This is a genomic window from Mycobacterium paraffinicum (assembly GCF_025822865.1).
In the GTDB taxonomy this organism is placed as follows: domain Bacteria; phylum Actinomycetota; class Actinomycetes; order Mycobacteriales; family Mycobacteriaceae; genus Mycobacterium; species Mycobacterium paraffinicum.
Genome location: NZ_JACKUR010000027.1, coordinates 631,697 through 644,417, shown reverse-complemented (window position 1 = coordinate 644,417; position 12,721 = coordinate 631,697). Strand labels below are relative to the sequence as shown.

Below are 12,721 nucleotides of genomic sequence, written 5' to 3'. Positions count from 1 at the left end.
TACAACCATCAGCGTCGACACAGCGCCGCAGACGGACTGTCGCCCGTCAACTACGAGATCAGGGAAAACAGTCAGAAGCCGGAAGCGGCTTAAGAAACCCTCCACGATCTCAGGGGAAGCACAGGACACACACACGATGCCGTTGGCACACACCCGGCGGCTGACCCAGTCATCACCGCTGCGATCAGCGCCGACGTGTCCGGCCGTCGGCGGTGATGTCGAGGGGGCCGCGGCGAGGGTAAACCGTTGGGCCGGGGTGGCCATGTCCAACGATTGATGCGGACGGGTGGTGTTGTAGTAGTCCACCCACTCATCAAGGGCCTGCTGTGCTGTCTTTAAGTTGGCGAAAGCTGGCCTGTTGCTGAGGAACTCCGCGCGCATGCTGCGGTGGAAGCGCTCAATCTTGCCGGTGGTGGTAGGGCTGCGCGGCTGGGTCAGCAGGTGCTCGATCCCGTTTTCGCGGCAGATCCGATCGAAGAGCACTTCGACCACCGGGTGGTTGAACCTGCCGGTGAACACCTTGCCGTTGTCGGTCAAGATCTGTTCGGGAACCCCGTAAGTGGCCAGTGCCCCACGTAGTCCCTCGCAGACCGCGCGGGTGCGCTCGCGGCCCATCAGCCGCGCGCAGACACACATCCGGGAGTGGTCATCGATTCCGGTCAAAGCTTTGGCGCTAGTGCCATCGGCCAGCGGAAAGCCGCCCACGATGTCCATCTGCCACAACTCCATCGGAGTGCCGCGTTCCCAGCGTTTCCACTTGCGTGAGCGCCGATCCCGCAGGCTCGGGTCAATCATGCCGGCGCGCACCAACGCCCGGTACGCCGCCGATTCGGAGGGCACCGGCCCTATGCGGCGCTTGGCCAGCTCGAATACCAACCGCCGCGGCCCCCAATACGGCCGCGACCGACGCAACTCCAACAACGCGGCCTCCACGACGGCCGGCATCTGATGCGGACACGACACCGGTCGATGCGACCGATCCACCAGACCCTCCAGGCCCGAGGCCTCATACCGGGCCAACCAGGCATGCAGCGTCTGGCGCGACACCGGGTCAAGTCCATGGACGTGGTGTACGACGTCGTCGTGTGATTCTTCGAGTTGATGGTTTAGGCGGTCAGTGCTGCTGGGGTGGCCTCCTGTTCGGTCGGGGTGTCGTTGACGGCGCGTGATTTGCTCAAGACGTCGAGGCCGAGGTAGCGCCGCGATTCGGCCCATTCGTCGTGTTGTTCGGCCAGTACGGCGCCGACGAGACGGATCAAAGCGTCGCGGTTGGGGAAGATACCGACGACGTCGGTGCGCCGCCGGATCTCCTTATTGAGGCGCTCCTGGGGGTTGTTTGACCAGATCTGGCGCCAGATCTGCTTGGGAAACGCGGTGAACGCCAGCAGATCGGGCCGGGCCGACTCTAGGTGATCGGCGACCTTGGGGAGCTTGTCGGCCAAGGCGTCGATAATCCGATCGTATTGCGCTGCAACGGATTCAGCATCGGGTTGATCGAACACCGAATGCAGCAGGGTCTTGACCCACGGCCAGGACGACTTGGGCGTGACAGCCATCAAGTTGGTCGTGTAGTGCGTTCTGCACCGCTGCCAGGCCGCGCCGGGCAGGGTGGCGCCGATCGCGGCCACCAGGCCGGCGTGCGCATCGGAGGTCACCAGCCGCACCCCGCAAAGACCGCGGGCGCTCAGCGACCGCAGAAACGTCAGCCACCCGGCGCCGTCTTCGGCGGTGGTGACGTCGACACCGAGAATCTCCCGGTGGCCCTCGGCGTTGACCCCGACGGCGATCAGCGCGTGCACGTTGACCACCCGGCCGCCCTCGCGGACCTTGAGCACCAGGGCGTCGGCGGCCACGAAGGTGTAGGGGCCGGCGTCCAGCGGGCGGGTCCGGAAAGCTTCCACGGCGGTGTCGAGTTCCTTAGCCATCACGCTGACTTGGGACTTGGACAGCGACGTAATGCCCAGCGTCTCAACGAGCTTGTCCATCCGTCGGGTGGAGACACCGAGCAGGTAGCAGGTGGCCACGACCGTGGTCAGCGCCCGCTCGGCGCGCTTGCGGCGTTCCAGCAGCCATTCCGGGAAGTAGGAGCCGTGCCGCAGCTTCGGGATAGCCAGATCCAAACTGCCTGCGCGGGTATCGAATTGGCGGTGCCGGTACCCATTGCGGGAGTTGGTCCGCTCGGCGCTGCGTTCCCCGTACCCGGCACCACACAGCGCGTCGGCTTCCGCACCCAGCAGAGTGTGGATGAACGTGGCCAACAACTCCCGCAGCATGTCGGGGTGGGCGGTGGTGAGTCGTTCGGCCAGCACGGCGGGCAGGTCGATATTGTGGGCAGCGGTCATCGCGTTGGTTCCTTTGCTCNAGTGTGGATGAACGTGGCCAACAACTCCCGCAGCATGTCGGGGTGGGCGGTGGTGAGTCGTTCGGCCAGCACGGCGGGCAGGTCGATATTGTGGGCAGCGGTCATCGCGTTGGTTCCTTTGCTCCGAGTGACTTTGGACGGTCCCTCGAAGAATCACGCGATGACCTTCAATCACTCGGCTACGACACGCCGGCGCTGCTGATCAGGTCCGACTCATACACCACTCTGCTGGACGCAACCCGACACCGCAACTTTCTCGGCGACCTGCGAGATCGACAACCCATCACTGATCACCGCCAACACGGCTTGATACCGCTGCTCGGCCACGCTCAACTCCCTCATCTAGGGAGTGTCAAGGATCAGCCGAAGTAACTGTCAACCATCAGCCGAAACACTGTCAGGCATCACCCGACGACAAAATGTCAACCATCAGCCGACGTCATACAGACCGTAAGTGCCCCCGGCAGGATTCGAACCTGCGACACCGGCTTTAGGAGAGCCGTGCTCTATCCCCTGAGCTACGAGGGCGGGCCGTCTGCGAACACCCGACCGCACCCCGAGTCGCATCCGTGAAGGCGTTCAGAAGGTGCGTCTAGCATCCTGGTGCCGTTCTGGGCGGTCCGCCGGCGGTGGAGCCGGTAGTCCCAGTCCGGCGGATGTGAGTGTAGCGGGTCCGCTCATGGCGACTATGGCCATTCGAGGCCTTCGTCCATGGGGCGGTCGCTTCAGCGCGGTTGTGTGGGCCGCCCGACTCGCCGGTTCCGTCAGTCTTCGTCTTCGATGACGTGCATGGCAGCCTCCTCGGCGGACGCCGCGCCGCCGTCGAGCCCGACGTCCGAAGCGAGCAATTCATCCTCGTAGTCCCCGCCGAATCCCTCATCCGGTGCTACCAGGCGGCCGGCCCTGGCGCGGCCCACCTCGCGCCGCTCGGGGAATTCGCACTCCCGCTCGGATGCATCGGAGCGTCGCTGCTCGGCTTCGTCGAGCGGGACATTGATGCGTGCTGCCGGATCCGGCTCTTCCTCCGCGAGTAGCTGGTCCATGGTCTCGCCCGGGCCGAATGCGCCTCGTCCGTAAAGCCGCTCGGGTGGCGAATACCCCTCGTCGAGAACGTCGTCCACACCTCGATCTATCAGGGTGTCCTCGGGCTGAAGCTGGTTGTCGTCCTCGACGCTGTATTCGCCGGCCGCCGGGCCGGTCTCATAGTGAGAAGTCACGATTTGCCTGTCATGTGTTCGCCGTTCCTCGATACCTGTTCTGCCGCAATAGAAGTCGTGTAATGGAGCAGTGCCCGAAGTTCCTCAGCCGAGCCGCTCGATTTCGTCGGCCGCGTCGGTCAACGCTGCGGCGAGCTCGCGCGCGGCGATCCCGTCCAGCGCATCCAGGTGGCGGGCATGCACGGCGATCCATCGGCGCGTCGTGCCGTCGACCTGCTGTCGACCATAGATCTGGACGCGCGCCCGGCCGCCTCGCCGAGTGGTCCCCTCAAAGTCGCGAAACCAGTTCCTGTCGAGCTGCCAGTCGAAGGTGCGAACCGCACCGTCGGGGGGCGAGATGGCGTCGAACGGCATCCCGGCGGACACGTTCTTGGCCGCCCACTGTCGCGCCATTTCCAGCAGCGTCTGCGGTTCGTCGCGTTCGAGGCGCTCCAGCTGAGCGATCTGCGCAGCGGTCAGCTGGTCGGCCACGTCGCGCCAGTTTTGGGCGGTGTCGTCAGATGTGGTCATGCTGTGCAGTCTGCGTGGCTGACCCGTTGCCGGCGAGAGTCGAAAGTCATGTCTTGAGTCCACTTTTGTCGGGTGAAGTCGGTCTGGCAGCGGGCCGCGCCTGTCAGCTTGCGATTCAATGGTTTTACCCATCCCGCCATGCCCTATCGTCGGCCCGGGCGCCGGGTATCTTCCGAATCACGCTACGCAGCAACGGATGTCCTCAAACGCCGGCCGGCGACCGCCCAAGGCGCGGAGAATGACAACCGGGACTCCGCGAAGGGAGGAAGCAATGGCCGCAGACCCACAATGCGCCCGCTGCAAACAAACCATCGGACCGGGATGGCTCTACCTGACTGCACATCGCCGCGGCCAGGCCGTGCCGGCCGATGACGACGCGGTACTCATCCATCTGCCCGACGAGTGCCCGCGGGCCGGGGAGCACGTGCCGCCGAGCTAGACCAGAGCCGCTGGACTACGGATTCGCGGTGAGGGCTGCCGGGCTCAGGTGTTCGATGAACCAGTCGCGGGCCAGCATCGCGGCCCGCTCGAGCGTCCCGGGTTCTTCGAAGAGATGGGTGGCGCCCGGCACGACGGCGAGTTCGCACTTGCCGGGGATTGCGGCCCGCGCTTGCCGATTCAATTCCAGCACCACGTCGTCGTTGCCCCCCACGATCAGCAGCGTCGGCGCATGAACCCTGGCCAAGAACGGGCCCGCCAGATCCGGTCGCCCACCCCGGGAGACCACCGCCGCGACGTTTACCCGCGGGTCGGTGGCGGCGACCAGGGCAGCGCCCGCGCCGGTGCTGGCGCCGAAGTAACCGACCGGCAGCGCGGCGGTGTCTTGCTGGTGGCTCAGCCAGCCGGTGACATCGACCAGTCGTCGCGCCAAAAGCTCAATGTCGAACACGTTCGCGCGATTTCGTTCCTCTTCCGGGGTGAGTAGGTCGAACAGCAGCGTGGCGAGACCCGCGCCGTTCAGCACGTCGGCCACGTAGCGGTTGCGGGGGCTGTGCCGGCTGCTCCCACTGCCGTGCGCGAACAGCACCACGCCGACCGGATGTTCGGGAATCGTCAGATGTCCGGCCACCGCCACCGATCCGGCGCGGACCCTGACTTCCTCGTCGCGTAAGGGCGGGTCGTCCGCGGCGGCGTCGGCGACCGGCCCCCGAGAACCGTCGCGGGCGCGGTCGAGGAGCGCGACCACCTCGTCGTCGGATGTCTGGGTGAAATTGCGGTAGCCCTGGCCCACGGCGAAGAAGAACTCGGGCGTATGCAAACACACCACGTCGTCGGCGTACCCGGCGAATCGTTCGAAGACATCGCGTCCGCCGATCGGAACGGCCAGCACGACCCTTTTCGCGCCCTGGGCGCGGGCAACTTCGCAGGCGGCTCTGGCCGTCGCGCCGGTCGCGACGCCGTCATCGACGATTACCGCGGTCCGTCCCGCCAACGGGATCCGGTCATGCCCGCTGCGGAACCTTTCCGAGCGACGAGCCAGCTCGGCCCGCTGCTTCGCCTCGACGGCGGCCACTTCGTCCGCGGACAACCTGGCCTCGCGCAGCACGGCGTCGTTGATCACCCGCACCCCGTCCTCGCCGATCGCACCGAAGGCCAATTCGGGCTGGAACGGGACCCCGAGCTTGCGCACCACCAGTACGTCGAGCGGGGCCTGCAAAGCCTTGGCGACCTCGAAGGCCACCGGCACACCGCCGCGTGGGAGGCCCAGCACCAAAACATCGTGACCGCGTAACGATTCCAGGCTTTTGCCCAGCTCTCGTCCGGCGTCAACACGATCGTCGAACAGTCTCGAATCGCCGCGCAGCGAAGCCAGCCGTTGCCCCAATGAGCGCCCCCGATCGCCACCGCGGCCCCTCAGTGTCATCCCCCGAGTGTGTCGCGACCCGCCGGTGCGTCGAAGGGCCGGAAGGCCACTTACGGGAGGACCAACGCCTCCTGACTGCTCGCCGAGGTCACCGCGCGGCCGCAGCCAACCAGTCAGCGCAGTTCCGCGATGACCTTTGCGAAGTTGTCGACGTGGTTGTCCTGGACGGTGATGAACGTGACTCCGTACTTCTCCCGGTACTCCAGCAGCGTGTCGGCCATCTCGCGGGGTGAGCCCGTCAGCACGGAGTGCATGGCCAGGATCTCCTCGTCAGACAACCCGGCCGCGTAGCGACGGGTCATCGTCAGGTCGGGCAGGATCTCGCCCTCGGCCGGGACCGCCGTGACGGCGAGGTTCAATTCGAGCGCGTCGAATCGGTCGCCGGCGGCGTTGCGGACGAACTCGACGCGTTCGGTCAGCGGGTCGTCGGCCTCTTTCACCCTCGAACCGGTCAGCCCGATGATGTCGGCGTGCTGGGCGGCGATGGTCAGCACCCGGTCACCGTTGCCGGCGATCAGGATCGGTGTCGTCGGGTGATGCTCCTTCAGATATTTCGTCATGTGGTTGAGGTAGTCCACCCTGGCGCCGGCACTGGGATAGGGGAGTTCGGCGGCGTCGAACTCTTCCTTGACATATCCGGTGCCGAGCCCGATTTCGAGGCGGCCGTTACTGAGCTTGTCCAAGTCGCCCAGGTCCCGGCTGAGCAGCGCGGGCTTGTAGAAGGCGGCGTTGAGCACATACATGCTCAGCTTGAGTTTGTCGGTGACCATGGCGGCCGCGGTCAGTGCCGGAATCGGGGCAACCGCGCCGAGATGGTCTGGCACACAGAGCACATCGAATCCGATGTCTTCTGCCTGCTTCACCTTGTCGACGAAAGCTGCACGCGACTTGATGAAGCGCATGCTCATTCCAAAGCGAAATTCCTTGGCCACCAACAACTCCGTTCAACAGATGAGGACAATTACCAACAACGTGCCGCTTCCGCCAATGCCTGGATCAACGCCGTGGTCACCGGCGACAGGCCGTCGGCACCGGGCAGCGGGCTGCGCGGGCTCAGGCCGCGGACGCGGGGAGACAGTTCCAGCTGGGTCCCGCCGTCGCGCACGCGGTTCACCGGGTTGCCCGGATGCAGACCGCGCAACTCCGGCGGGATGTCGTCGAGTTCGGTGATGACCCGATACCCGGTCAACTGAATGTGGCGGGCCAGGTGCGCGGCCAGCGCGCGGTTGCGGCCGCCGGCCAGCAATTGCGTGCTGCGCCCGATGCGGCCGTAGCCGTGCAGCGACACCGCAACGTCGACATGGTCGAGGAATTCGGCAAGCCGGGGTGACTCGGCCGGGTCGAACATGGCCGACGGCAGGTGGTGCGGGTAGCGGTCGGGATGACGCAGCACGTACACCGACGCGTGGGCGGCGTCGGCGGCACGTTCGGCGATCACGTCGGTCATCTCTTCCAGCCCGCCGCCATGGATGGCCAGAAAGCCGAAACGCGAACGCAATTGGCTGGCCTCGCTTACGCCGGGCTCGCTCAGCAACGCTGAAAGTGATTGCGGCGCAGGCCCTGACGGCCGCACCCGGCGAGGCCAGTGCGAGGGATCCCAGCGCCGCAAGAAGTCGATCCAGCGCTGCGGCAACCCGTGCTGCACGGCGCCGTCGATGATCTTGGGCAGGTAGCCCGGTCGGGGCGGCCCCGGTGTGACCCGATGGTCGATGTACACCCAGGCCGGCGACGGCCCGTCGTCGGTGTGCACGGTGAGCCGGTCTCGCCGGTAGCGCACCGGCACGCCCTCGGCGCTGTCCAGGGTGGCCAGGTCGCCATCGGAGATCTGCCAGACAACCCCATGCACCTGAGTGCCGGTGCACGCTTCGACCGTGGCCACGCCGCGCTGGTTGATCAGCCAGTCGTGATCGGAGAGGACCGCCGGCCGCGGATCGGCGGCGTCCGGACACCGCAGGGCCATCTGCCTGACGCACAGGTTCGACCCGTATGCGAAGTAGGCGTGCCGGCGGGCCGGCATTTAGCCGGTCACCGTCAGCCAGATGAGCACCACGTTAAGCAGACTAATCATTACGCCGACGGCCCAGCCAGCAATCGTCGTGACGGGATGATTGGTGTCGCTGCCCATCAGATCGCGGTCGCTGGTCAGCTTCACCAGCGGAAGGACCGCAAACGGTATCCCGAACGACAGCACCACCTGGGAGAGCACCAGCGCCCGGGTGGGGTCGAACCCGACCGCGAGGATCACCAGGGCGGGACACACGGTGACCAAGCGGCGCACCAGCATCGGGATCCGACGGTGCAGCAGCCCCTGCATGATCATCGCGCCCGCGTAGGCGCCCACCGACGACGACGCCAGCCCGGACGCCAGCAACCCGATCGCGAACAGCACCGCGATGGCCGCGCCCAGGGTGTTGTGAATCGCGGAGTAGGCGCCCTCGATCGACGCGTTGATGTCGCGGTGCTGCAGGTTGATCGCGGCGACCAGCAGCATCGCGGCGTTCACCGTTCCCGCGACGGCCATCGCCAGGACGACATCCAGCCGGGTCACTCGCAGCAGCAGGCGCCGCGCGGCGCCCTCGGCGGGATGCCCGTGTCGATCGAGGACCAGCCCGGAATGCATGTACACGGCGTGCGGCATCACGGTGGCGCCCAGGATGGCGGCCGCCAGCAGCACGCTTTCGGTGCCCTGGAATCTCGGCAGCAGCCCGCCCAGCACGGCGTCCGGCGGAGGCGTCTTCACGAAGAAGCTGGCCGCGAAGCCGATGGCGATGACGAGCAGCAGTCCGGTGATGACGCGCTCGAAGATGATCTGCCCGCGCCGGTCCTGGATCGCCAGCAGCAGCAGGGACACCACCCCGGTGATGACGCCGCCGAGCAGCAGCGGCAAACCGAAGAGAATCCGCAAGGCGATTGCCCCACCGACGATTTCGGCCATATCGGTTGCGATAGCCACCAGTTCGGCCTGGACCCAGTAGACCAGCCGGACCGGACGACTCATTCGCTTGCCGATGGCCGCGGGTAACGATCGTCCGGTCACCAGGCCGAGCTTGGCCGACAGATACTGCACCAGACCGGCGAGCACATTGGCCACCACGATGACCCACAGCAGCAGGTATCCGAACTTCGCGCCGGAGCTGACGTTGGCGGCGACGTTGCCCGGATCGACATAGGCGATCGCGGCGACGAAGGCAGGCCCGAGCAGATACCAACTGCTTTTCAGCGAGTCCTGGCTGCTCTGCGTCAAGTGTCGCCCCTCGATTCACACGTCCGAATAAGAAAGTGAGGTTAGCCGAAGACTCCAGACGGACCCGGAGGCCACCCGCCATTCGGGCAGGAGCGGTCAATGGCGCCGACGCTGCATGCCGCGCCGCCGATCAGCCCGGGAAGTAGAGGCCCTTGCCGGTGATCAGGGGCAGGTCCAGCGTCGTCACGATTCCCGGCGGGGCGGCCACCACCGCGGGGATCGCGTTGACCACCCGCATCGCGGTGGCGACCAGCCCGGCGTGGTTGTGGTCGCCCTTGCGGCTGCTCAGGCAGACATCCATCGCGTAGGAGGGTTCGCCGGTGATCTCGATGCGGTACGACCCGCCGTGCTGGGCGGGCTGCGGCCAATCCGGGCACAAATCCTCGCGCAGCCGGGTGACGTGTTCGAGGACGACGACGGGGTCGCCGTTGACCATGCCGAACACCTCGAACCGCAGCGCCGCGGCGCTGCCCTTGGGGATGTGCCCGGACGCGATGTCGAAGTCCTCCGGCGCCGGAACGCGCACGTACTCTTGCGCGACCGAGTCGAGCGAAATCCCCAGGCCGGCCGCCAGCTGCCGAACCACCGATCCCCACGCGAGGCTGAGCACGCCGGGCTGCAGCAACATGGGGATGTCGTCGAGCGGCTTCCCGAAGCCCATCACGTCGAACATGACCGCGGCGCTGTCATAGGTGGCGTAGTCGACGATCTCCATGCATCGAATCTGCTGGATGTTCTGGCAGGTGCCGGCCAGCGCCAGCGGCAGCAGGTCGTTGGCGAAACCGGGATCGATGCCGTTGACGAATACGCTCGAATTCCCTTCGCGTGCGGCATCTTCGATGGGCTTGATCAGCTCCTCGGGAATCACCTGCCACGGGTACTGCAAGAAGACCGGGCCGCTCCCGACGACGTTGATGCCGGCGGCCAGGACGCGCCGGTAGTCTTCCAGCGCCTCGGGCAACCGGTTGTCCGCCAGCGCGTTGTAGACGGCGCACTGCGGTCCGGTGGCGAGCACGGCGTCCAGGTCGGTGCTGGCCAGCACGCCGGTCGAATCGGAAAGCCCGGCGAGCTCCGCCGCGTCCTTGCCGGCCTTGGCATCCGAGGACACCCAGACGCCCCTGAGCTCGAACTCGGGATTGGTGATGAGCGCTCGCAGCGCGTGGACGCCGACATTGCCGGTGCCCAATTGAACGACGGGGATTGCCATGGCGGGCTCCTTAGCGGTCGGGGGTCACAGGTCCGGAACGGGGATGTCGAGGTTGGGGTAGGTGAGGCCGCCGTCGACCTCCAGGGTCTTGCCGGTCAGGAAGCTGCCCGCCGGAGACGCCAAATAGACTGCAGCGGCGGCGATGTCGACGGGATCACCGAGCCGGCGCATGGGCGTGGCCTTTTCCATCGGCGCGCGCAGCTCGTCGTTGGACGCGACGACGTCCAGCGCGGAGGTGAGGATCGATCCCGGCGCGATCGCATTGACCCGGATGCGTGGGCAAAGGTCCAGGGCGGTCAGCCGGGTGTAGTGGGACAGCGCGGCCTTGGCGGTGCCGTAGGCGGCGAAGCCGCGTCCGGCGAGCCGGCCCATGGTCGAGGTGATGTTGATGACGCTGCCGCCCCCGGAGTGCTCGAGCATGAGGGGCACCGCCGCGACGGTGAGCGCGTGGGCGGTGGCGACGTTGAAGGTGAACGCGTCCTTGAGGTCCTTGGTCGAGGTGGTCAGCAGCGTGTTAGGCATGGTGCCGCCGACGTTGTTGACAACGATGTCTAGTTTCCCGAAGGCCTCGACGGCCTGGCCGGCCAGCTGCGCGGTCACCTCGGGGTGGGCCAGGTCGGCGGCGACGATGTGCGCCCGCCGCCCGGCCGCGCGGACCTGTTCCGCGACGCCTTCTAGTTGCGATTCCGTTCGCGAGGCGATCAGGACGTCGGCGCCGGCCTCGGCGAAAGCCAGCGCGATAGCCGCCCCGAGGCCGCGGCCGGCACCGGTGATGACGGCGACTTTGTCGTCGAGACGAAATCTGTCAAGGATCATTGCGGCCTCTCTTCGCCCAAGTTGTCAGCCGACACGGTAGCAAGCCTCGCCGTCTCGGATGCGGCATTTCTGGAACAGGTTCTACTTTTGCATATCGACGGGCCGATGTAACGCCCGCGCCGGCTTCCGGGCCCGTTGGAACGGGTCAACCGCGCCGCGTCTCGCGTCCACTGCGAGAACATAGCGTCGGCGCTAGCCTTATTGCTGACCGTTTGTCGGCGCGCAGCGGCTATTGAATGGTGGCGATCATGTTCGAGTTTTCCCGATGGGGATCGTATTGGGGCTGAATCGATTTGGCGCCGCGCTGAGTGTCCTGACCGTCGTCGCCCTGGCGTTGTCGGGTTGCGGAAGCAATGAAAACGGGGCGGGGCCGGACGCGCCGCCCGGCAAGGTGAGCTGCGGCGGGAAGAACACACTGAAGGCCAGCGGGTCGACCGCCCAGGCCAACGCGATGACCCGCTTCGTCAAGGCCTTCGAGCAGGCCTGTCCTGGCCAGACGCTGAACTACACGCCCAACGGCTCCGGAGCGGGTATTGGCGAATTCGCCGGGAAACAAACGGATTTCGCCGGCTCGGACTCACCGTTGGCTCCCATCGAATACTTCGCGGCGCGGCAGCGCTGTGGTTCGCCGGCGTGGAATTTGCCGGTGGTGTTCGGGCCGATCGCGATCACCTACAACGTCACGGGCGTGACTTCGCTGAATCTGGACGGCCCGACGGCCGCGAAAGTGTTCAAGGGCGCCATCACGTCCTGGAACGACCCGGCGATTGCGGCGCTGAACCCCGGGGTCGCGTTGCCCGCCGAGCCGATTCGGGTGATCTTCCGCAACGACCAGTCCGGTACGACGGACAATTTCCAGAAGTACCTGGACTCGGCCGCCAACGGGGCCTGGGACAAGGGCATCGGGAAGACGTTCAACGGCGGTGTCGGTGAGGGGGCCAAAGGCAACGACGGCACGTCGGCGGCGGTCAAGGCCACCGAGGGATCCATCGCGTACAACGAATGGTCGTTTGCCCAGGCGCAAAAACTCAGCATGGCCAAGATCGTCACATCGGCCGGCCCGGATGCCGTGGCGATCAGCGCCGCCTCGGTCGGCAAGACGATCGCCGGTGCCGACTTCGTCGAGGAGGGCAACGACTTGGTCGTCGACACCTTCTCCTTCTACAAGCCGACCCAACCCGGCTCGTATCCGATCGTGCTCGCCACGTATGAGATCGTCTGCTCGAAGTATCCGGATCCCCAGGTCGCCGCTGCCGTGAAGGCGTTTCTGCAGAGCACGGTCGGTGCGGGGCAGAACGGCTTGGCGGACAACGGCTACATTCCCGTCCCGGAATCCTTCAAGGCCCGGTTGTCGGCGGCGATCGACGCCATTTCGTGAGCCTCCCCGCAGCTGCCCGCGGCCGCCCCGCAAGCCGCCTTGGCCAGCGACAATCGGCCGACGGCAATTTGCCCAACGTTAACCTTCTTGCTGTTAGCTTCGTTGCTGCGAGAGACGCTGGTC

Annotated in this window: 12 protein-coding genes, 1 tRNA gene and 1 pseudogene; 2 read left to right on the top strand and 12 right to left on the bottom strand. The window is 66.3% G+C overall.

Annotated features, from left to right (window positions below):
• Positions 1-123 precede the first annotated feature (123 nt).
• The 6 genes and pseudogenes from H7J89_RS20710 to H7J89_RS20685 all read right to left on the bottom strand — a co-directional run.
• Positions 124-1,047, bottom strand: a pseudogene (locus H7J89_RS20710) (IS481 family transposase); the annotation flags it as partial.
• Between the two features lie 59 nt (positions 1,048-1,106).
• The gene (locus H7J89_RS20705) at positions 1,107-2,342 is read right to left on the bottom strand and encodes an IS256 family transposase (RefSeq protein ID WP_264046062.1); all 1,236 of its coding nucleotides are present in this window, start codon (positions 2,340-2,342) and stop codon (positions 1,107-1,109) included.
• 233 nt (positions 2,343-2,575) lie between these two features.
• A complete protein-coding gene (locus H7J89_RS20700) occupies positions 2,576-2,704 on the bottom strand; it encodes a hypothetical protein (protein WP_264046155.1) in 129 nt (42 codons plus the stop codon).
• Between the two features lie 113 nt (positions 2,705-2,817).
• Positions 2,818-2,890 (bottom strand) — tRNA-Arg (locus H7J89_RS20695).
• A gap of 236 nt (positions 2,891-3,126) precedes the next feature.
• Positions 3,127-3,579, bottom strand: a complete 453-nt coding sequence (locus tag H7J89_RS20690) for a DUF5709 domain-containing protein (RefSeq protein ID WP_264046061.1) — start codon at positions 3,577-3,579, stop codon at positions 3,127-3,129.
• A gap of 84 nt (positions 3,580-3,663) precedes the next feature.
• A complete protein-coding gene (locus tag H7J89_RS20685) occupies positions 3,664-4,089 on the bottom strand; it encodes a hypothetical protein (RefSeq protein WP_264046060.1) in 426 nt (141 codons plus the stop codon).
• Positions 4,090-4,360: 271 nt separating this feature from the next.
• Between H7J89_RS20685 and H7J89_RS20680 the strand changes: the two genes are divergently transcribed.
• A complete protein-coding gene (locus tag H7J89_RS20680) occupies positions 4,361-4,528 on the top strand; it encodes a hypothetical protein (protein WP_264046059.1) in 168 nt (55 codons plus the stop codon).
• Between the two features lie 15 nt (positions 4,529-4,543).
• Here H7J89_RS20680 and H7J89_RS20675 read toward each other — a convergent pair whose 3' ends face one another.
• From H7J89_RS20675 to H7J89_RS20650, 6 genes are all read right to left on the bottom strand, one after another.
• On the bottom strand, positions 4,544-5,953 hold the full coding sequence (locus tag H7J89_RS20675; protein WP_264046058.1) for a phosphoribosyltransferase family protein: 1,410 nt from the start codon (positions 5,951-5,953) through the stop codon (positions 4,544-4,546).
• Between the two features lie 113 nt (positions 5,954-6,066).
• Entirely contained in the window at positions 6,067-6,891 is an 825-nt protein-coding gene (locus tag H7J89_RS20670; RefSeq protein WP_264046057.1) for an LLM class F420-dependent oxidoreductase, read from the bottom strand.
• A gap of 23 nt (positions 6,892-6,914) precedes the next feature.
• Positions 6,915-7,970, bottom strand: coding sequence for a poly-gamma-glutamate hydrolase family protein (locus H7J89_RS20665; protein ID WP_264046055.1), 1,056 nt, complete (start codon positions 7,968-7,970; stop codon positions 6,915-6,917).
• Positions 7,971-9,212 (bottom strand): Nramp family divalent metal transporter, encoded by a 1,242-nt coding sequence (locus tag H7J89_RS20660; protein ID WP_372513815.1) that lies wholly within the window; start codon positions 9,210-9,212, stop codon positions 7,971-7,973.
• 115 nt (positions 9,213-9,327) lie between these two features.
• Positions 9,328-10,404, bottom strand: a complete 1,077-nt coding sequence (locus tag H7J89_RS20655) for an NAD(P)H-dependent amine dehydrogenase family protein (protein WP_264046051.1) — start codon at positions 10,402-10,404, stop codon at positions 9,328-9,330.
• A 24-nt stretch (positions 10,405-10,428) separates the two neighbouring features.
• Positions 10,429-11,220: an SDR family oxidoreductase gene (locus H7J89_RS20650; RefSeq protein WP_264046048.1), complete on the bottom strand. Its 792-nt coding sequence runs from the start codon at positions 11,218-11,220 to the stop codon at positions 10,429-10,431.
• Positions 11,221-11,497: 277 nt separating this feature from the next.
• On the opposite strand from H7J89_RS20650, the gene pstS reads away from it, so the two are divergent.
• Positions 11,498-12,598 (top strand): phosphate ABC transporter substrate-binding protein PstS, encoded by a 1,101-nt coding sequence (gene pstS / locus H7J89_RS20645; RefSeq protein ID WP_264046151.1) that lies wholly within the window; start codon positions 11,498-11,500, stop codon positions 12,596-12,598.
• The last annotated feature ends 123 nt before the right edge of the window (positions 12,599-12,721 follow it).